A 20,723-nucleotide genomic window follows, 5' to 3' on the forward strand; every position below is an offset into this window, starting at 1 on the left:
CACATAACACGTATCTCTTAGGTAAGGAGGTGATCCAACCGCAGGTTCCCCTACGGTTACCTTGTTACGACTTCACCCCAGTCATGAATCACAAAGTGGTAAGCGCCCTCCCGAAGGTTAAGCTACCTACTTCTTTTGCAACCCACTCCCATGGTGTGACGGGCGGTGTGTACAAGGCCCGGGAACGTATTCACCGTAGCATTCTGATCTACGATTACTAGCGATTCCGACTTCATGGAGTCGAGTTGCAGACTCCAATCCGGACTACGACAGACTTTATGAGTTCCGCTTGCTCTCGCGAGGTCGCTTCTCTTTGTATCTGCCATTGTAGCACGTGTGTAGCCCTACTCGTAAGGGCCATGATGACTTGACGTCATCCCCACCTTCCTCCGGTTTATCACCGGCAGTCTCCTTTGAGTTCCCACCATTACGTGCTGGCAACAAAGGATAAGGGTTGCGCTCGTTGCGGGACTTAACCCAACATTTCACAACACGAGCTGACGACAGCCATGCAGCACCTGTCTCAGCGTTCCCGAAGGCACTCCTCTATCTCTAAAGGATTCGCTGGATGTCAAGAGTAGGTAAGGTTCTTCGCGTTGCATCGAATTAAACCACATGCTCCACCGCTTGTGCGGGCCCCCGTCAATTCATTTGAGTTTTAACCTTGCGGCCGTACTCCCCAGGCGGTCGATTTAACGCGTTAGCTCCAGAAGCCACGGTTCAAGACCACAACCTCTAAATCGACATCGTTTACAGCGTGGACTACCAGGGTATCTAATCCTGTTTGCTCCCCACGCTTTCGCACCTGAGCGTCAGTCTTTGTCCAGGGGGCCGCCTTCGCCACCGGTATTCCTCCACATCTCTACGCATTTCACCGCTACACATGGAATTCTACCCCCCTCTACAAGACTCTAGCCAACCAGTTTCAGATGCAATTCCCAAGTTAAGCTCGGGGCTTTCACATCTGACTTAATTGACCGCCTGCGTGCGCTTTACGCCCAGTAATTCCGATTAACGCTTGCACCCTCCGTATTACCGCGGCTGCTGGCACGGAGTTAGCCGGTGCTTCTTCTGCGGGTAACGTCAATTGACAAGGGTATTAACCTTATCACCTTCCTCCCCGCTGAAAGTACTTTACAACCCTAAGGCCTTCTTCATACACGCGGCATGGCTGCATCAGGCTTGCGCCCATTGTGCAATATTCCCCACTGCTGCCTCCCGTAGGAGTCTGGGCCGTGTCTCAGTCCCAGTGTGGCTGATCATCCTCTCAGACCAGCTAGAGATCGTCGCCTAGGTGAGCCTTTACCCCACCTACTAGCTAATCCCATATGGGTTCATCCGATAGTGCAAGGTCCGAAGAGCCCCTGCTTTGGTCCGTAGACATTATGCGGTATTAGCCACCGTTTCCAGTAGTTATCCCCCTCTATCGGGCAGATCCCCATACATTACTCACCCGTCCGCCGCTCGTCAGCAAGAAAGCAAGCTTTCTCCTGTTACCGCTCGACTTGCATGTGTTAGGCCTGCCGCCAGCGTTCAATCTGAGCCATGATCAAACTCTTCAATTAAAAGTGTTTGATGCTCAAAGAAATCGAAAACTTAGCTTATTCATTATATGAATTAACTTGTTAGTCACTCTTCAAGACTTGATACATCTAATTTTTTAGAAGATATCGTCTCTGCGAGTGCCCACACAGATTGTCTGATAATTTGTTAAAGAGCAGTGCAACTATCGCTGCCGTTTCCGGTCTTCTGCGTTGTTGCGAGGAGGTGCATTCTACATCTTCCTCATTCAGTGTCAAGCGCTAATTTATCAGGCTTTTCACTTTTTCTTTTGTTCTCTCAACCGGTTCGCTTAGCGCCCTGTGCCGTGACAACGAGGGCGCATTATAGGGAGTTTTGTGAAGCTGGCAACACTTTTTTTTGATTTTTTTACCGACCGTTTAATTTTCCAACAAATTTAACTTAAAGCGCCAATTTTCTGAGCATTTTAAAGCCAAAATCGGCTAAAACCGGTTTTAATAATTCACTATACTCATCTTCTTTAAGACAGTAAGCAAAACTAATTTCTTTTGAACCTCTGATTTTATCTTGATTTACAACTAACCACGCAGTTCTTCTTGCAATTGCACCACCAGAATCAATAATTCGAGTACCATCAGGCAAAACAGAAAGTAACTCTTCTTCTAATAGAGGAAAATGGGTACACCCTAATACTACCGTATCTGGTGGCTCTTTCATTTTAAGCCAAGGGGCTAAAATTCTACGTAGCTCATCGCATGACACCTTTTCGCCATGCAGTTTTTTTTCAGCCAACTCCACCAGCTCTGCTGAACCTAATAGATGCACTTTACACTCTGTCGCAAAGCGTTCGATAAGCTCATGAGTATAAGGTCGCTTAACCGTTGCTCTTGTGGCTAATAGACCGACCACACCATTACAGGTAAGTTTTGCTGCAGGTTTAATCGCAGGAACAACACCAACAATGGGGATATCAGTAAATTTAGCACGTAAAGCAGGCAGACTTACTGTACTTGCTGTATTACAAGCGATCACAATCGCTGCTAACTCATGCTGTTGCGCGACAGCACTGACGATACGAACGACACGCTCAATAATAAACTCTTGTGGTTTCTCACCATAAGGAAATGCTTCATTATCGAAAACATAGATATAGTGAGCATCCGGCAGTTTTTCACGGATCTCTCGATAAATAGATAAACCGCCAACCCCTGAGTCAAAAACTAAGACAGTGGGATTAGCGGTAGATTGTGCATCAGAAGTTGTAGCTTCCGGTGAGGAAATATTCACGTCCTGGCGTGCGATAGCCATAAGCTGTCTCATAATCTTTATCAAACAGGTTGGCTATTCTACCACGAATTGAGAGATGAGATGTAATAGGATATGACGCAGTTAAATCCCAAAGACTTACCCCACCTAGTTTTATTCTTTTCGTAGGATATTGGTTAAAGTCCGTATCATAGCGCTTTCCTATATATTGATAATTAATTCCAATATCTATATCTGCGATATTCCAATCTACTTGATACTTAAGCTGTTGCTTTGCTCTTCTGCTTAATAGTTTATTATCACTATCTCTAGCATCAAGGTACTGCAATGTTAATTGATGATGTAATAATCCAGTATCCATCTCACCAACCCATTCAGCACCTTTTATTTTAGCTTTATTGTAATTAATGTAAGTGTTATCTCTAAAAGCAATCAGATTATCAATATCATTTTGATATAGAGATAAACGCCAATCAATCCCTTGAGTTAACCCTTCAACGCCCACTTCCCACTGCTTACTTTTCTCTGGTTTTAAGTTGGGATTACCTTTTGTGTTCCATGCAGGATTATCCGCATAAAGTTGCCCCAATGTAGGAGCCTTAAATGCCGTACCATAAGAAGCAATTACTCGATAGTTATCGACGAACTCCCAACTTGCACTGGTTTGCCATGTAGTATGCCAGTTAAATTCATCGTGGTGATCAGAACGAATAGCACCTTCGACGATAACTGAACTAAGTTGTTTTTGAGATGTGAGATATAGCCCAGTATTATCAATTGTTCTTTGATGAGGTACTGATGCTGAATTCGCTTCAATCGTTTGTCTTTGCCAATCCATTCCAGCGCTGATCATGCCACTTGGAATTAAAAAGGTGTTCCCCCATTGAACATTATATTGTTTAGAATTATCTACAGAAGAGCCCTTACCATCACGGCCATTTGTTGAAATGTAGTTATAGTCTTTAGTTTGGCTATACACCGTAATTAATTGACTAAAATAGGAATCACCACTGAACTTAATACCCGCTTCATAATTACGATTATAAGTTTTACTTTGATCTGTATTACCGGGATAAGATGCAACATAAGTAGTACGATTATCATAACCATACCCTTTCATGTAGCCTTGAAAGTTATCATTAAAAATATGGTCGATACCAAACCAATAGGATTTATTCATAAATCCATGTCTGTCATGAAAAGGGGCGGCAACAGGGACAGAATCATCCGTTGCATGTATTCCCTTAGTATAAGTATATCCACCTGCCGCAGATAATGTGGTTCTCTCACCTACCTTTTGTTGTATTGAACCATTGTAATTTTGATATCCATGGCTTCCTATTCCTGCATTTAACGTTAAGCCATCATTTGGGCGTTTCGTTATAAAATTAATGACCCCACCAATCGCATCGGAGCCATAAACAGCCGAACGAGGGCCTCTTATATATTCAATACGTTGTACTAAAGAAAGAGGCAGTTGACTCATATCGTAAGAGCCAGAAATCCCTGCTTGGTTAGTACGTACACCATCAATTAATATTAATACATGTCTTGAGTCAGTTCCTCGCACAAAGACTGAACTCATCTGCCCTATACCACCACTTTGTGCTACATCAATCCCTGGCATTCTACGCAATACATCAAGCACACTATTGCTCTGCCAGCGATCGATCTGTTCACGATCAACAATAGTCACTGGCGCTAAAATAGAGGAGGTAGGTTGTTGAAAACGATTAGCAGTCACACTCAATGTATTATCAGCCTGTGCAAATAGGTTGAAACTGCTCGTCATAACACTTAAAGCAACACTTGAAAGAAAAAATACTTTTTTATTATTCATGAAATCTGCATCCAACAGAAATAAGTAGCAGGATGCCGCCAAAATTAAATAAAACGCGTACTTAATTTTACATGCGACAAATGTTCGGCAGGTCTTCGGACTCTAGGTTAAATACTCTGAGCATTTAAGATAATGACTTCCCACAGCACTGATTTTGGTGCATTGCAGTGTCTTTTATTATCCTTGATCCTATTACCGCTGCGCGTCAGTTCTGGCTTTGCACCAGATTCCCTTTTCACTCCATATCGGAGACCGAATCGCTATGCTACGATGCCAACTTCACTGAGTCCAGAAATTGAACATGAAGAATACTGGACATCTTCATGAGGATCTCTACAATTTCGCTCGCTTAACTTTATTACTGCCAAAAACAAGGCGAGATACCATGCAAAATTCATTACCAACGCAAACATACCAGTCTCAACTGAATGAAAAGACCGAACGCCTACAAAAGATGATGGCTCCTTTTAATGCGCCTAATGTGGAAGTTTTTTCATCACCAGAACAACATTATCGTATGCGTGCAGAATTTCGCATCTGGCATGAGCAGGACGCTCTGTATCATATTATGTTTGATCAAGAGACTAAGCAGCGTATCCGCGTTGACCAATTTCCAGTGGCGAGTCAACTGATTAATCAGATGATGGTAGCTTTATTGGCAGAAATAAAAGATAAACCAACACTGCGCCATAAATTATTTCAAATTGATTATCTTTCAACCTTAAGCAATAAAATCATTGTATCGTTGTTATATCACAAAAAAATTGATGAGACTTGGCAACAAGAAGCGACAGCATTACGCCAAACATTAATTGCTCAGGGGTTTGATGTGCAATTAATTGGCCGTGCATATAAAACTAAAATTATGCTCGATAATGATTTTGTCGATGAAGTATTACCTGTTGCTGGTCAACAGATGATCTATCGTCAAGTAGAAAATAGCTTTACCCAACCTAATGCACAGGTCAATATTAAGATGTTGGAATGGGCACTATCAGTCACTGAAAACTCAACCGGTGATCTGTTAGAGCTTTATTGTGGTAACGGCAATTTCTCTCTCGCCCTTGCGCGTAATTTTAAGCGAGTGCTGGCCACTGAGATAGCGAAGCCTTCAGTGCATGCAGCGCAATATAATATCGCGATGAACCATATTGATAATGTTAAAATTATTCGTATGTCAGCAGAAGATTTTACTCAAGCAATGAATGGCGTAAGGGAATTTAAACGCTTAGAAGGGATTAATCTACAAGATTACCAATGTGAAACTATTTTTGTTGACCCACCACGCAGTGGTTTGGATGAGAAAACTATTGAGTTGGTTAAGAATTACTCGCGCATTTTATATATCTCTTGTAATCCGCAGACTCTGTGCCAGAATTTAGAAACGCTGATCAAAACTCACAAAATCAGTAAGTTAGCACTTTTTGACCAATTCCCTTACACCCATCATATGGAATGTGGTGTGTTATTAGAGAAAAGATAACTTTTAGTTTTAGAAGTTATAGCAGAAATTACCACCAAAACCCCAATAAAAACAAAACACCAGTAAGTGCACTTACTGGTGTCAAAATCTCGCTGTGTTTACAACCAAAAGCTGATAACAATTAATATTGCTCTGCTTGCGATGCTTTCTCAGCGTCTTCTTCCTGTTCACGTAGACGTTTACGCTGTTTAATTTGACGATAAATCCATAGAGCAATAATCACAATACATACAGAAGAGAAGAAGTTAGAGCCCATTTCAGGGTTAGAGGTTTTTAAATAAGCATTGTAACCAAATAGCCCTAATAAAAAGAATGAGAAAATTAACTTAGGCATACCATCAGTCATTGGTTGATTTAAATAACGTTGGTATAAGCAGTAAACAGCTAGAACTAAACTAATCAGTGGAAAAATAGACCAAGGTCCAGTAAGTGGGTTAAATAAAGTTGAGTAACTACCATGTAAAGCAACACCGATAACTACGGAAAGTAATAGTGTGCTTTTTTCACAGCGATTTTGTTCCATCATTTATCTCCTTTCTGATGCATTTTTTTCTTTATTTCGGGGTTATTTTGTAGAGGTGTTTCTAAATCACGTCGATACCAATAGTAAGCGCCTTTGGCAATCATCCGTAGTTGTATTACTAATCTTTCTTCTAATTGTTGGCGTTTTTCAATATCAATATCTAATGCTTCTGCCCCTGCACTAAATACGATAGTCACCATCGCTTCAGCCTGCATTTCAGTAAAATAACGAGGCATATTACTTTCTTGCTCAAGGTAGTCTGCCAGTTCTGCAATAAAATGTTGGATCTCTCGTGCGACAGCGGCACGAAATTCAGCAGATGTGCCAGAGCGTTCACGTAACAATAATCGAAAAGCATTCGGATTATTACCAATAAATTCCATAAAGGTAGAAACCGATGTACGGATCACACTTCCACCTTTAGCGATACGCTGTCGTGCTTGTCGCATCAATTGACGTAGCATCAGTCCACTTTCATCGACCATAGTTAACCCCAACTCATCAACATCTTTAAAATGACGATAAAATGAGGTAGGTGCAATACCCGCTTCTCGCGCCACTTCTCGTAAGCTTAGGCTAGTAAAACTACGTTCTGCACTGAGTTGGCTAAAAGCTGCTTCAATCAAAGAACGGCGGGTTTTTTCTTTTTGTTTCGCTCTGATGCCAATATTATTACTCACAGCAATCCTGATAATCCAAATGTGGTTTATAACCAATATATCAAATTTTTACAGAAAATAAGTACGTACCGTTATCCATAACGACACATTCAGATAAAAAACTAAATAAAGTGTGACTAATGCCCCTAATGTCAATTGGGCTATTATTCATTCTAATGTTAATATGTCGTTGTCGTTTTGTATAAAACAGGTCTCTTCCTATGCAACATTCTCATTTCGATGCAATTGTAATCGGTTCAGGTCCTGGTGGTGAAGGCGCGGCCATGGGGCTGGTTAAACAAGGAAAACGCGTCGCCGTCATTGAACGTTATGATCAAGTCGGTGGTGGTTGTACTCACTGGGGAACTATCCCTTCAAAAGCTCTACGCCACGCGGTCAGTCGTATTATCGAGTTTAATCAAAACCCGCTCTATAGCGACCAATCTCGCCTGATCAACTCCTCTTTTTCTCAAATACTACGCCAAGCCAGCACGGTAATCAGTCAACAGACTAAAATGCGTCAAGGCTTCTACGAGCGTAATCATTGTACGATGTATTCAGGCGAAGCTACTTTTATTGATGATCATAGAATTAGCGTACGTTATCCTGATGGTACTTGTGATATTCTCAGTGCAGATAATTTTATTATTGCCACAGGCTCTCGCCCTTATTGCCCACCGGATGTTGATTTCTCACACTCTCGTATTTATAACAGCGATACCATACTCGACCTTGAGCATGAACCTCGCCATGTCATTATTTATGGTGCTGGGGTCATTGGTTGTGAATACGCTTCTATTTTCAGAGGTCTAAGAGTAAAAGTTGATTTAATTAATACTCGTGATCATCTACTGTCATTCCTTGATCAAGAAATGTCAGATGCACTCTCTTACCATTTTTGGAATAACGGTATTGTTATTCGACACAATGAAGAGTACGACACCATCGAAGGCGTTGATGATGGCGTTATTGTTCATCTAAAATCCGGTAAGAAAGTCAAAGCCGATTGTCTGCTTTATGCTAATGGTAGAACGGGTAATACCGATACGCTTGGTTTAGAAAATGTTGGGATCAAAACCGATAGCCGTGGACAAGTGGCAGTTAATGCGCATTATCAAACCAGTTGTGAACATATCTATGCAGTGGGTGATGTGATTGGCTATCCAAGCTTAGCCTCTGCGGCTTATGATCAAGGGCGCATTGCGGCACTTGCGCTTACCACTGGCACCTCGGAAACGCATTTAATTGAAGATATTCCAACGGGTATCTATACCATTCCAGAAATCAGCTCTGTGGGTAAAACGGAACAGCAACTCACCGCAATGAAGATCCCCTATGAGGTCGGTCGTTCACAATTTAAGCATCTTGCCAGGGCCCAAATTGCGGGTATGAATGTCGGTAGCTTAAAAATTCTTTTTCACCGTGAAACCAAGCAAATTTTAGGTATTCACTGCTTTGGCGAGCGCGCTGCTGAAATAATTCATATCGGCCAAGCAATTATGGAGCAGAAAGGAGAAGGCAATACTATCGAATACTTCGTTAATACCACCTTCAACTATCCAACCATGGCGGAAGCCTATCGCGTTGCTGCTTTAAATGGTTTAAATCGCTTATTTTGATGCTGCTTTCTTAGCCTCATAAAATGCGGTCATATGATCACGGATTGTCTCTGCTAATTGTTCATAACGATTACGCAAAGGCGATCCGGGGCGATAAGCCAAAATAATAGAACGTGATGGGTTAGGTGAAGTACAATCTAAATAGCAAACGCCATCGCGTTTTTGTGCTTGAGGTACCGCTAAATCAGGTAAAAGTGTAATACCACTTCCTGCAGCGACCATATTACGCAATGTTTCTAAACTAGTTGCTCTAAAATGGGTATCTTCTTTAGCCCCTGCTTGGAAACAAAAACCTAAAGCTTGATCACGTAAGCAATGCCCATCTTCTAACATTAATAAACGTTGGCCTGCTAAGTCCCCCATCGGCACTGATTTGCGATCATGCCATGGATGCTCATCATAAATAGCTAATTTCATCGGCTCTTCAAACAAAGGCACTTCTATAAAAGGGGCACTCTCTTTTACCATGGCTAAAATAGCACAGTCGAGTTTACCGCTATCTAACTGAGCTAATAAGCTATTGGTTTGTGCTTCGTGAAGATACATCTCTAACTTAGGGTAGTTTCTATGTAATTCGGGAATAATATGCGGTAATAAATAAGGTCCAACAGTAGGAATAAGCCCAATATGTAACGGCCCTGCCATACTCTCACCTTGTAGTGATGCCATTTCTTGTAGCACTTTCACTTCACGTAATACCGTTTTCGCTTGCTCTACTAGCAATAATCCCTGCTGGGTAAACAGTACTTTGCGACTGGTTCTTTCAAGTAACATAACGCCTAATTCGTCCTCAAGTTTACGAATTTGGCCACTTAATGTTGGCTGGCTCACATGGCAAGAATCTGCCGCACGGCGAAAATGTTTATGCTCAGCTAGAGCCACCAGATATTCCAAATCACGGATATTCATTGCAGATCCCATACTTATTACTGATAGTTAATAGCTATAGATAATATAACAACTGATAAATTTTTCTATCAATCGTGCGTTATTGTAACGTGATTTTTTCATCTTTTATCAATAAATGGTGATATATCAATTGATTAAACTATTATTATCGGTAAGCGTCCATAAAAAAGCAGGGCATGAACCACCCCGCTTTTTTTGAATAATCTGTCAGTTATACAATGGGATAAAACTACTCATCCATATTAAGCTGTTTTTTGGCCTCAGTAATGGCATAAGAAACCTGCTGTTGAGATACCCCTCCTTTTGCTAATCGTTTATCTAAACAAGATTGCAATGAAAGGATCTCGTAAACTTCAACGGTAATTTTGCTACTAAACTTCTGTAATTCAGATAGCGCCAATTCTTCAAGCGCTTTACCTTGCTCAATTGCACTAACAACAACTTCACCGACAATATGGTGAGCTTGGCGAAATGGCACCCCTTTTGCGACTAAATAATCAGCAAGCTCTGTCGCATTGGCATAACCTTGTTTTGCGGCCTCTTCACAACGAGGACGGCGAACCTGCAACCCATCAAGCACTAATGTTGCCATATGCAAACAATCAGACCAAGTATCAACGGCATCAAACAGCCCTTCTTTGTCTTCTTGCATATCTTTATTATAAGCAAGAGGCAACCCTTTTAGAGTCATCATCATTGCAGTTAATGCCCCTTGTACACGCCCGCACTTACCACGAATAAGTTCTAATGCATCAGGATTTTTCTTCTGTGGCATTAATGAAGAGCCAGAAGTGACTTTATCTGAAAGCTCAATAAAACCTGCTTCCCCACTATTAAAGAAAATCAAATCTTCAGCAAAACGAGAAAGATGCACCATACCAATAGCGGCCGCAGATAATAGCTCTAACACATGATCTCTATCTGATACGCTATCTAAACTATTGTTTGTTGCACTGGCAAAACCCAACCATTGAGCTAATTGTTCACGATCAATATCATAAGCGGTACCCGCCAAAGCGCCACTACCCAGTGGACTTACATCTAAACGCGTTAATGCATCCGCTAAACGACTCTCATCTCTTGCTAACATCTCTTTATAAGCTAAACACCAATGCGCAAAAGTGACGGGTTGAGCACGTTGTAAATGAGTATAACCGGGCATCACAGCATGTTGATTTTGCTCAGCGGTTACCACTAACGCCTTTTGTAATTCAATAATAGCCTGACGTAAGTGGACGACTTCTTCTTTACACCACAATTTTAAATCTGTCGCGACCTGATCATTACGGCTACGTCCAGTGTGCAACTTCTTACCTAAATCACCCACTTTGGCAATCAGTTTGCTCTCTACCCAACTATGAATATCTTCCGCATCACTTTGTAAAATAGAATGAGGATTAGCTGTTACTTCCTCAGACAGTTCATAAAGTGCCTGTTCAAGTTGAGCTTGTTCATCCTGCGATAAGACACCTACTGTGACTAACGCTTTAGACCAAGCTACTGAACCAAAGATATCTTGTTGTGCGAGTCGATAGTCAAACCGCAGTGAATCATTGAATTGTTTAAACCGTTGATCAGCTTGCTGACTAAAACGTCCACCCCAAAGTGCCATAATCACATCCTATTTTGTCTTTGTTAAAAGTCATGCTTGATAAAAATGTATAGAGTGATGCCTTTTGTCACATCACTCTTATTGGTCTCACCTTATTTCTTTTTACTTAATGCCCGAATACGTGATGGCAAAGAGTATAGGCGGATAAACCCTTCTGCATGGCTGTGATCATAGACTTCATCTTCACCAAAGGTGGCGAACTCTTCCGAGTAGAGGCTGTTGTCAGATTTTTTCTGAATAGCATTTACATGGCCTTTATAAAGCTCTAACACCACTTCGCCATTTACCTCTGTTGCCAGCGAGTCAGCGGCAGCTTGTAATGAAGCCCGAATTGGCGTAAACCAACGACCGTCATAAACAACATAAGACATTTCTAAACCCAACTGTTGACGCCATTTAAAAGCATCTCTATCCAAAACCAGTTGCTCAACACCACGCAGTGCCGCCATCATAATGGTGCCTCCCGGGGTTTCATAGCAACCGCGAGATTTCATACCGACCAGACGATTTTCCACAATATCAATACGACCAATACCGTGTTTTACGCCTAGCGTATTTAATGTAGCTAAACACTCATAAGGGGATTGAGCTTTGCCATTGATAGCAACCACTTCACCTGCTTTTACCGTTACAGAAACCTGTTCAGGTGTATCAGGGGCTTTTTTCGGATCTACCGTCCATGCCCAGCAATCTTCATTAGAAGCATTCCATGGACTTTCTAACACTCCGCCTTCTGTTGAGATATGCCATGCGTTTTCATCACGACTATAAATTTTCTCAAGTGTCGCCGTGGTTGGAATATGACGAACTTTTAGATAATCCAGTAGAGCTTCACGGGAGCGCAAGTCCCACTCTCTCCAAGGTGCAACCACTTTAAGTTGCGGTGCCAGTGCGGTATAAGTACTTTCAAAACGAACTTGGTCATTACCTTTACCTGTTGCGCCATGCGCCAAGGCATCAGCCCCGAGTTTTAATGCCAATTCAACTTGTGCTTTCGCAATCACAGGACGTGCCATTGAAGTGCCTAACAAATAGCTCCCTTCATATAATGCCCCTGTTTTTAATACTGGATACACATAGTCTTTAATAAATTCTTCTCTTAAATCAACCACATAGCATTCACTAGCCCCTGACGCCAATGCTTTTTGCTCTACGCCTTCCAGATCTTCACGGCTTTGTCCCACATCAGCAACAAACGCAACCACCTCGCAATTGTCATAATGCTCTTTTAACCAAGGGATGATAGCCGATGTGTCTAGACCACCTGAATATGCCAGTACAATTTTTTTAATACCTTTCGTCATAGTGATAACCTTTATTCTCAATTGTGTTTGTTTCGCCAATATACAAAGCGTTATGTGGTTGTGTTTAAGCTAAAATACGTGTCCCGATCGCCATACCATTAAATAAATCAGTCAGTTTTTCCGCGTGACGCCAACTGGCTATTTCAACAGGACGTCTAAGCGTTTTTGCCGCTTCTAACGCAGCATTAACTTTAACAATCATGCCGTCGGTGATAATGCCTTGGTCGATTAATGCTTGCGCTTTTGTGGCAGATATTTCTGTGAGTTTTTGTCCTTTGCCATCCAAAATGCCACTTACATCTGAGAGCAACACCAAATCTGCGCCTAAGGTTTCAGCAATCGCTGTTGCCGCTTGGTCGGCATTAACATTCATCAGTTCACCTTGGATACTCACACCTATAGAACTAATAATCGGGAGATACCCTGCATTCAGTAATAGATTTAATAACTCAGGAGAACCAGGTTCAGCATTTCCTACATGACCTAGTTCATCACTAATTTTTGTTACTTTGGCTAATTGGCCATCGCCCAAACAAAGTCCGACACCATTTAAACCAAAGCGTGTGGCCCATGACAGCAATGTTTTATTGGCACTTCCTGCCAACGCGCCAGTAATAATGTCAATTTGATCGGCGGGGGTAACTCGTAGGCCTTGTTTTTTAACAACGGGCAATTGCAGCTTTTTCATCAGAGAATCAACCAAACAGCCACCACCATGAACAATCACTAATGGACGGCTATGACTAGTGCGATATTCTTGTAGTGCTGTAAAAAAACGTGTTAACGCTTTTTCGTTATCTAGCAGTACACCGCCTAGTTTGATAATTAATGGTTCCATAAAACGTCCCTACTCATTATTTAGATAAGTGTTTCGGTTGGTGCAAAACCGAACCGAATGTTCATACATTGCACCGCTTGTGCTGCGGCCCCTTTTAATAAGTTATCTTCCGCACCGACAATAATTAAATGCTCACCTTGTTGTGCTAACCCGATATCACAAAAGGCGGTACCGACAACGGCTTTTAATGCAGGTAGACCTTTGTCATACACACGTACCAACGGTTGGCCTTGATACGCTGTTTCAAATGCCTGCCTTACCTCATTTTCTGTGACACCTTGTTTTAACTTACAGGTGATAGTGGCTAAGATCCCCCTAGCAAAATTACCAAGATGAGGAGTAAAAATGACATCAATGCCAAGGTGAGTAGCAATTTCCGGTTGGTGACGATGCGTAAAAACACCGTAAGGTTGTAAACTCACTTCACAAAAGCTGTTTGTTAAAGACGCTTTTCTGCCTGCGCCACTTACACCGCTGGTGGCATTGATAACAGGCCAGTGAGTGCTGTCTAATAATCCCGCTTCAACTAATGGCTTTAACGACAGCTGAGAAACGGTGGGATAACAACCCGGCACAGCAATAAGTTGAGCCTGACTAATCTGATCAGCGTTCCATTCGGCAAGACCATAAACCGCCTGTGATAACCAATCAGTATTCTTATGCTCGAATCCATAGTATTGTTGGTAGAAATGCTTATTTTGTACTCGGTAGGCGCCAGATAAATCGAACACCACACACCCCTGAGCGAGAAAAATAGGGGCAATGTCATGACTGACTTCATGTGCGGTGGCTAAAAAAACGATATCGATATTTTCAGCGGCATTAGCAACATCGACCATAGGCTCAAGTGGCAAATCAACTAAGCCACGATATTGTGGGTAAAGCTCAGAAAAGCACTTCCCTGCATCTACACTTTGAGCGGATACCATCAGTCTGCTCAAATTCACATGGGGATGCTGCTGAAGATAGGCTGCTAATTCAGCACCGGTGTAACCACTTGCTCCTACAATCAGAGTATTTAACATGTCATTCTTACCTTGTACTATGAACACAAACCGATTAATGTATTTTTATTCAAAAAAAGTGCATGAATATTGATACTATTATGAAGAAAGGCTGTCAACAGTGAATATTAAATTACCTACATTTATTGAGCTTTATCGACAATTAATTGCAACGCCCTCAATTAGTGCAACAGATGCTAAGACAGACCAAAGTAACGAGGCATTGATTAATCTATTGGCTAATTGGTTGGAAACACTCGGTTTTTCAATTGAAATACAACCAGTACCTGAAACCAGAGGGAAATTTAACCTACTTGCTACCCTTGGCAGTGGAACCGGCGGGTTATTACTCTGTGGGCATACGGATACGGTGCCATTTGATGAAGGGCGTTGGACTCAAGATCCCTTTACCCTAACGGAAAAAGAAGGCAAGTTATATGGTTTAGGTACGGCAGATATGAAAGGCTTTTTTGCCTTTATTATTGATGCATTGCGAGATATAGATACCTCTCAACTCACACATCCTCTGTATATTCTTGCTACAGCAGATGAAGAAACGTCGATGGCTGGTGCACGTTATTTTGCCGCTAATACCGCTATTCGTCCTGATTTTGCTATTATTGGCGAACCCACCTCATTACAACCAATACGTGCTCACAAAGGGCATTTATCTAATGCTATCCGTATTACTGGGCAATCCGGTCACTCTAGTGATCCGGAAAAAGGTGTCAACGCTATTGAGTTAATGCATGAATCTATCACCCATCTCAGTACACTGCGCGATAGATTAAAAACCCGTTATAACAACCCGGCGTTTGTTATTCCCTATCCCACCATGAACTTTGGTTATATTAACGGTGGTGATGCTGCTAATAGAATTTGTGCTTGCTGTGAATTACATATGGATATTCGCCCATTACCGGGATTAACGCTGCAAGATCTTGATGATCTGCTGCACGAAACATTAGCCCCGGTAAAAGCGCGCTGGCCGGGACGTTTAAGTGTCGAAGCATTGCACGAGCCTATTCCCGGCTACGAGTGTCCGACCGATCATAAAATGGTTGCCGTGATTGAAAAACTACTGGGTGAGAAAGCGCAAACTGTTAATTACTGTACCGAAGCACCTTTTATTCAAGCGCTATGCCCTACGCTAGTGCTTGGTCCGGGCTCCATTGAACAAGCCCACCAGCCTGATGAGTTTATTGATATGGCTTTTATTGAGCCAACTCGTGAATTAATGGGACAATTAATTGAAAACTTTTGTTTAGCAGAGAAAGCGAAATAATAAAAAATCCTATCGACTTATGTTGAAATACAAGTTGCAGGTAGGCGATTAGCCCCTGCAACTTGCAATATAACGATTATGCGTTTAATGATTAGCGCAACCAGTTGGTTTTCGCTAATTGCACTATTTCATCGCCACGACCATTAATAATCGCTTTCATCATATACAAGCTAAAACCTTTGGCCTGCTCAAATTTAATTTCCGGAGGCATGGAAAGCTCTTGTTTTGCGGTTACCACATCCACAATAACAGGGCCATCATGTTCAAAGGCTGTTTTTAATGCTTCATCAAGATCTTCGCCTTTCTCAACGCGAATACCTTTAATTCCCGCCGCATTGGCAATAGCGGCAAAATCAGGATTATGTAAATCGGTGCCGTCAGTCAAATAGCCCCCCGCTTTCATTTCCATCGCCACAAAACCTAATACGCTGTTATTAAAAATCACCACTTTCACCGGTAAGTTCATTTGAGCCAATGAGATGAAATCACCCATTAACATGGTAAAACCACCATCACCGCACATCGCCACAACTTGACGTTTTCTGTCCAGTGCTTGAATACCAATAGCTTGTGCCATCGCATTCGCCATTGAGCCATGGTTAAACGAACCAATTAAACGACGTTTACCATTCATTTTCACGTAACGTGCCGCCCAAACTGTTGGCGTGCCAACATCACAGGTAAATACCGCATCATCGTTGGCTAATTCACTTAATCGACGTGCTAAATACTGAGGGTGGATCAACTCACGCTCACTAGGTTGAGCCAATGCATCTAAATCTTTGCGTGCTTTAGCATAATGTTTTAACGAGGCATCAAGATGTGCGGTATCTGTTTTCTCTTTTAATCGCGGTTGTAATGCATTAAGGGTTGCTTTGACATCTCCAACAAAAGCCATATCCACATGGCAATGTGAGCCAATGCTACTTGGATTAAGGTCAATTTGAATAATATTAGCTTTGGCAGGATAGAAAGCGCGATAAGGGAATTGAGTACCTAACAGTACTAAAGTATCGGCATTCTCCATTGCGTGATAACCCGATGAAAAACCGATAAGACCCGTCATTCCCACGCTACATGGATTATTCCACTCAAGATACTCTTTACCACGTAGTGCATGCACAACAGGGGCTTTTAAGGTTTGTGCTAGTTTCACCACTTCATCATGTGCTTGAGCACAACCGGCACCACACATTAAGGTGATATTTTTAGCGTTATTCAGTGCCTCAGAAAGTTTTTCGATTTCAAAACGATTCGGCATAATCAGTGGTGATTGTAGTGGATACCAATTTTCATGGGCATCTTCTGGAGCGGGTTTTAACGCTACATCACCGGGTAATACCACCACCGCAACACCCTTTTTCAAAATAGCGGTGCGCATAGCGATAGCCAGAATTTGTGGGATCTGATCGGGATTAGAGACTAATTCACAATAGTGACTACATTCACGAAACAACTCTTGAGGATGAGTTTCTTGAAAGTAATTACTACCAATTTCAGCAGAGGGAATATGAGCGGCAATTGCTAACACGGGAACATGATTACGATGACAATCAAAAAGTCCATTAATTAAGTGTAAGTTACCTGGTCCACAGGAGCCGGCACAAACGGCTAATTCACCATTGATAGCCGCTTCTGCTCCGGCGGCAAAAGCCGCGACTTCTTCATGGCGTGTGCCCATCCATTCAATGGTACCCATTTTGCGCAAGCTATCACTTAATCCATTCAATGAATCGCCCGTCACCCCCCAAATACGTTTCACACCTGCATTATGGAGCACTTTAGCAATATAGGTTGCAACTGTTTGCTTACTCATGTGACGCATTTCCTTTTTATTTTAGTGGGTAATCTCTCTACATGCTGCCCCAGATATAACAACCGACTCTTTTACCACATCATATAGAGAATACCGTGTTATTAAATCAAATATTAAGAATAACATCTCTTGATTGATTGTCACGGTAGATAGGTCAATTAATAAAGGAAATTAACTATAAAAAATAATACTATTGATAAATGCACTTATCGCTTTTATGACTCATTTCGCATTAAATAAGAATCTATCTCATTTATATTGTATTAAAATCATCAAGTGCTAGACAAAATAAACTTATAGGATTATTTTAATAATTAAACTAATTTTTAATTGCTCTTTTTCTACTATCATTTTATTTAACAATATAGCTGACACATTTCAGCCTTACTCTCTGTCTTTCCTCAATAATTTCAGTTAACTCAAATTGTTAATAAATTTATTACTATTATTTTATTTCATGTCCCATGAAAAAGAGGTATGAAGTAAACATGACATTGGTCACGCTACCTTTTGCTTTTTGTCCTCTAGAATAAAGCCTGTTTATTTTTCTACGGAGATTAACGGATGGACAAAAGTAGAAGTCCGATAAAGGTTTTCTTTATTAGTATTCTGGCAGTCCTTTTCTTAATTTTTATTTCACAATATGTGATTGGTAAAAAAGAAATTAAGATTGGCATTGCAGTCATTCCTATTCTACCAATGTTATTTGCAGTTATTATTGGTATGTTTATGTCGGCTGGATTTACCCGCAAAAAAATTAAAGTTTGGGGTAAATTATTTACAGAAAAAGAAGAAGGCTTCTGCGGTAAAATGGTAGGTTTCAGCCTACTTATTTTAGGTACGCAATATGCTGGCATGATCGTCCCAAATATAAAAATGATTTTAAGTGTCGGTATTCCTTTATTTGTTCAAGAGCTAGGAAACTTATTACCAGTATTAATTGCCGTACCATTAGCCATTAAATTTGGTTTTGGTCGCCGTGCAATTGGTGCATGTTCATCTATTAGTCGAGAACCTTCTATCGCCGTTATTCAAGGTAGATTTGGGACTGGCTCACAAGAATATATTGGTGTATTAGCTATTTACTTATGTGGTTCTGTTATCGGGACTTTATGGTTTAGCGTATTAGGTAGTCTTGCACCATTAACAGGCTTACACCCACTTGCTCTAGCAGCAGGCTCCGGCGTAGGTTCAGGTTCAATGTTAAGTGCTGCATCAGGGGCATTAATTAACGGTTTAGACGAAGCTTTAGCACAACAAGTATTAAGTGTTGCGGCTGCATCTAACTTATTATCTTCTGCACTTGGCGCACTCTCATTAACCTATTTAGGTTTACCTCTTTCAGAAAAAATTTATAAAGTTTTCACCAGAGGCAAAACTGCATGAAAAATATAATTATAGATATGAAATTAGTATTCGTTGCTATTTTACTGGCAATGTTTACTCAAACGTTAACATCAGGGATTGCTATTTATGCAATGTGGGATAGCTTTATTGCTATGTCTGTAGTGGTTTTTATTTCACTCGTTGCTAAACAATATTTACCTTCATCTCTACCAACATTTGCTTATGCAACTATTATCGGGATACTTATTTGTTTACCTGAAACACCTGTAAGAGAGTTTTTTATTAGTTCTATTGGTAAAGTCTCTTTCTTATCTTGTTGTGTACCTTTATTAGCATTTGCTGGTTTATCCGTTGGTGGCCAATTAGAAGAACTGAAGAAAATGTCATGGAAAGTGATCCTTATTTTCATGATTGTTTCTACCTGCTGTTTCTTCGGCGCATCAATCGTCGCACAAATTGGATTTACTATCCAGGGAGTTATCTAATGAATAATATTTATAATGTCAGCGAAAAACTCTTTCAATTAAATGACTTTAGTAAAAAAACACGACAAGATCTGCACAAAATTCCTGAGTTATCAGGTGAAGAATATAAAACATCAAAGTATTGCCGTGAATTGATGGAAAGCTTTGGCTATCAAATTAAAACCTTTGATGGCTATACTGGATTTACTGCCGATTTAATTGTTAATGCTGATTTTCCACTAATTGCCATCCGTGCAGATATGGATGGATTAGAAATGCCAGACTTAACGAACAACGAACACAGCTCTATCCATCAAGGTTGTGCACATAATTGTGGTCACGATACTCATATGACCATTGCATTAACGGCCGCTAAATACCTTGCTGAAAACCAAGCAGAAATGAGCGCTAATGTGCGTTTTATTTTCCAAATGGCAGAAGAGGATATGCGTGTTCCTGGTGCTGACAAAATGGTTGAGTTAGGTTGCATGGAAGGCGTTGATGAAACTTACGCACTACATAATGATGCAGCTATCGAAACCGGTTGTGTACGTTTTAATGATGGTGTCATGTCATCTTACGGCTCAGCATGGACATTAGATGTTTATGGTGTTTCTGCGCACGGATCTACACCGCATAAAGGTTTAGATGCTATTCGTGAAGCAACTCGCTTAATTGATTATATGGATTATGTGGTTGCCAAAAAAACTGATCCCTTTAGCCCTGCGGTATTTGGTTGCGGCATGATCAATGGCGGTACTATTCCTAATGCGTTAGCAGATCACGTTCAAGCCCGTGGTACTATCCGCTCTATGGATGAAAATACCGACAAAGTATTAAAAGAAAGCTTTAATGAAATCGTAGCGCGCAGTACAGCGGGTGGATTTAAAACAACATTAACAGCAACAGGCTACCCTGCTGTTATTAACCATCCTACGGCTTATCAGCGTTTACTAGAAGCCACTCGCCAATTTTTACCAGAAGAGAATATCGAATCTAACGGTAAACCAATGACGGGTAGTGAAGACTTTAGCTATATGGTGAATGCCACTAAAGGTAAAGTTGGCGCAATGTTCTTTTTAGGCAGTGGTAATCAAGCTAAAGGTATCAATAACTACCTTCATGCTAATCCTTATTTTGTTGATGATGATTGCTTATTAGTGGGTGCACAGATTTTTGTTAATCTGCTAACTCGCAAATAATTACTTATTCTGCCCTAAGCCCGTTTTTTGC

At 41.2% G+C, this 20,723-nt stretch carries 16 protein-coding genes, 1 rRNA gene and 1 riboswitch; of the genes, 6 read left to right on the forward strand and 11 right to left on the reverse strand.

All coding sequences use genetic code 11. The annotated features are described in order from the left end of the window. Window positions 1-22: 22 nt before the first annotated feature. From AACV01_RS08265 to btuB, 3 genes are all read right to left on the reverse strand, one after another. Window positions 23-1,565: ribosomal RNA gene (locus tag AACV01_RS08265) — 16S ribosomal RNA — on the reverse strand. 397 nt (window positions 1,566-1,962) lie between these two features. Beyond that, on the reverse strand, window positions 1,963-2,829 hold the full coding sequence (murI, locus tag AACV01_RS08270) for a glutamate racemase (protein WP_012368686.1): 867 nt from the start codon (window positions 2,827-2,829) through the stop codon (window positions 1,963-1,965). Then, window positions 2,774-4,627 carry a TonB-dependent vitamin B12 receptor BtuB gene (btuB, locus tag AACV01_RS08275; protein ID WP_126656226.1) on the reverse strand — a complete coding sequence of 618 codons (1,854 nt, stop codon included), beginning with the start codon at window positions 4,625-4,627 and terminating at the stop codon, window positions 2,774-2,776. Before btuB ends, murI begins: the two co-directional genes overlap by 56 nt. 69 nt (window positions 4,628-4,696) lie before the next feature. Continuing rightward, a riboswitch (cobalamin riboswitch) is annotated at window positions 4,697-4,899 on the reverse strand. Between the two features lie 113 nt (window positions 4,900-5,012). Between btuB and trmA the strand changes: the two genes are divergently transcribed. Then, a complete protein-coding gene (trmA, locus tag AACV01_RS08280) occupies window positions 5,013-6,110 on the forward strand; it encodes a tRNA (uridine(54)-C5)-methyltransferase TrmA (protein WP_049196677.1) in 1,098 nt (365 codons plus the stop codon). A 121-nt stretch (window positions 6,111-6,231) separates the two neighbouring features. Here trmA and AACV01_RS08285 read toward each other — a convergent pair whose 3' ends face one another. After that, window positions 6,232-6,633 carry a YijD family membrane protein gene (locus tag AACV01_RS08285; RefSeq protein ID WP_004249699.1) on the reverse strand — a complete coding sequence of 134 codons (402 nt, stop codon included), beginning with the start codon at window positions 6,631-6,633 and terminating at the stop codon, window positions 6,232-6,234. Further along, on the reverse strand, window positions 6,633-7,313 hold the full coding sequence (fabR, locus tag AACV01_RS08290) for an HTH-type transcriptional repressor FabR (RefSeq protein ID WP_004246383.1): 681 nt from the start codon (window positions 7,311-7,313) through the stop codon (window positions 6,633-6,635). Before fabR ends, AACV01_RS08285 begins: the two co-directional genes overlap by 1 nt. 200 nt (window positions 7,314-7,513) lie before the next feature. Between fabR and sthA the strand changes: the two genes are divergently transcribed. Then, window positions 7,514-8,911, forward strand: coding sequence for a Si-specific NAD(P)(+) transhydrogenase (gene sthA / locus AACV01_RS08295; protein ID WP_161682690.1), 1,398 nt, complete (start codon window positions 7,514-7,516; stop codon window positions 8,909-8,911). On the opposite strand, the gene oxyR is transcribed toward sthA, so the two are convergent. The 5 genes from oxyR to argC form a co-directional block, all read right to left on the reverse strand. After that, window positions 8,903-9,820 carry a DNA-binding transcriptional regulator OxyR gene (gene oxyR / locus AACV01_RS08300; protein WP_004249700.1) on the reverse strand — a complete coding sequence of 306 codons (918 nt, stop codon included), beginning with the start codon at window positions 9,818-9,820 and terminating at the stop codon, window positions 8,903-8,905. The genes sthA and oxyR overlap by 9 nt on opposite strands. A gap of 229 nt (window positions 9,821-10,049) precedes the next feature. Continuing rightward, a complete protein-coding gene (gene argH / locus AACV01_RS08305) occupies window positions 10,050-11,432 on the reverse strand; it encodes an argininosuccinate lyase (protein WP_064497124.1) in 1,383 nt (460 codons plus the stop codon). Window positions 11,433-11,524: 92 nt separating this feature from the next. Next, window positions 11,525-12,736 (reverse strand): argininosuccinate synthase, encoded by a 1,212-nt coding sequence (locus AACV01_RS08310; protein WP_004246387.1) that lies wholly within the window; start codon window positions 12,734-12,736, stop codon window positions 11,525-11,527. 64 nt (window positions 12,737-12,800) lie between these two features. Further along, a complete protein-coding gene (gene argB / locus AACV01_RS08315) occupies window positions 12,801-13,574 on the reverse strand; it encodes an acetylglutamate kinase (protein WP_004246388.1) in 774 nt (257 codons plus the stop codon). 20 nt (window positions 13,575-13,594) lie between these two features. After that, window positions 13,595-14,599: an N-acetyl-gamma-glutamyl-phosphate reductase gene (gene argC, locus AACV01_RS08320; protein WP_012368682.1), complete on the reverse strand. Its 1,005-nt coding sequence runs from the start codon at window positions 14,597-14,599 to the stop codon at window positions 13,595-13,597. A 100-nt stretch (window positions 14,600-14,699) separates the two neighbouring features. Here argC and argE point away from each other — a divergent pair, with 100 nt between their 5' ends. After that, window positions 14,700-15,863: an acetylornithine deacetylase gene (gene argE, locus AACV01_RS08325; RefSeq protein WP_004249893.1), complete on the forward strand. Its 1,164-nt coding sequence runs from the start codon at window positions 14,700-14,702 to the stop codon at window positions 15,861-15,863. Window positions 15,864-15,954: 91 nt separating this feature from the next. On the opposite strand, the gene poxB is transcribed toward argE, so the two are convergent. Further along, complete coding sequence (poxB, locus tag AACV01_RS08330; protein ID WP_004246391.1) at window positions 15,955-17,679, reverse strand: ubiquinone-dependent pyruvate dehydrogenase; 1,725 nt, start codon at window positions 17,677-17,679, stop codon at window positions 15,955-15,957. A gap of 564 nt (window positions 17,680-18,243) precedes the next feature. Here poxB and AACV01_RS08335 point away from each other — a divergent pair. Genes AACV01_RS08335 through AACV01_RS08345 form a run of 3 tightly spaced genes read left to right on the forward strand, consistent with a single transcriptional unit; the run spans window position 18,244 to window position 20,692 of the window. Further along, complete coding sequence (locus AACV01_RS08335) at window positions 18,244-19,065, forward strand: DUF3100 domain-containing protein (protein WP_004246392.1); 822 nt, start codon at window positions 18,244-18,246, stop codon at window positions 19,063-19,065. After that, window positions 19,062-19,511 (forward strand): hypothetical protein, encoded by a 450-nt coding sequence (locus tag AACV01_RS08340; RefSeq protein ID WP_004246394.1) that lies wholly within the window; start codon window positions 19,062-19,064, stop codon window positions 19,509-19,511. The genes AACV01_RS08335 and AACV01_RS08340 overlap by 4 nt, the downstream gene beginning before the upstream one ends. After that, entirely contained in the window at window positions 19,511-20,692 is a 1,182-nt protein-coding gene (locus tag AACV01_RS08345; protein ID WP_004246396.1) for a M20 metallopeptidase family protein, read from the forward strand. The genes AACV01_RS08340 and AACV01_RS08345 overlap by 1 nt, the downstream gene beginning before the upstream one ends. Window positions 20,693-20,723 lie beyond the last annotated feature (31 nt).

The sequence above is a fragment of the Proteus sp. G2609 genome (assembly GCF_963896135.1).
Taxonomy (GTDB): domain Bacteria; phylum Pseudomonadota; class Gammaproteobacteria; order Enterobacterales; family Enterobacteriaceae; genus Proteus; species Proteus mirabilis.

Coding starts and splice junctions, on each gene's coding strand:
- murI (WP_012368686.1), bottom strand. CDS start 2,829: ATGGCTATCGCACGCCAGGACGTGAATATTTCCTCACCGGAAGCTACA.
- btuB (WP_126656226.1), bottom strand. CDS start 4,627: ATGAATAATAAAAAAGTATTTTTTCTTTCAAGTGTTGCTTTAAGTGTT.
- trmA (WP_049196677.1), top strand. CDS start 5,013: ATGCAAAATTCATTACCAACGCAAACATACCAGTCTCAACTGAATGAA.
- AACV01_RS08285 (WP_004249699.1), bottom strand. CDS start 6,633: ATGGAACAAAATCGCTGTGAAAAAAGCACACTATTACTTTCCGTAGTT.
- sthA (WP_161682690.1), top strand. CDS start 7,514: ATGCAACATTCTCATTTCGATGCAATTGTAATCGGTTCAGGTCCTGGT.
- oxyR (WP_004249700.1), bottom strand. CDS start 9,820: ATGAATATCCGTGATTTGGAATATCTGGTGGCTCTAGCTGAGCATAAA.
- argH (WP_064497124.1), bottom strand. CDS start 11,432: ATGGCACTTTGGGGTGGACGTTTTAGTCAGCAAGCTGATCAACGGTTT.
- AACV01_RS08310 (WP_004246387.1), bottom strand. CDS start 12,736: ATGACGAAAGGTATTAAAAAAATTGTACTGGCATATTCAGGTGGTCTA.
- argB (WP_004246388.1), bottom strand. CDS start 13,574: ATGGAACCATTAATTATCAAACTAGGCGGTGTACTGCTAGATAACGAA.
- argC (WP_012368682.1), bottom strand. CDS start 14,599: ATGTTAAATACTCTGATTGTAGGAGCAAGTGGTTACACCGGTGCTGAA.
- poxB (WP_004246391.1), bottom strand. CDS start 17,679: ATGAGTAAGCAAACAGTTGCAACCTATATTGCTAAAGTGCTCCATAAT.
- AACV01_RS08335 (WP_004246392.1), top strand. CDS start 18,244: ATGGACAAAAGTAGAAGTCCGATAAAGGTTTTCTTTATTAGTATTCTG.
- AACV01_RS08340 (WP_004246394.1), top strand. CDS start 19,062: ATGAAAAATATAATTATAGATATGAAATTAGTATTCGTTGCTATTTTA.
- AACV01_RS08345 (WP_004246396.1), top strand. CDS start 19,511: ATGAATAATATTTATAATGTCAGCGAAAAACTCTTTCAATTAAATGAC.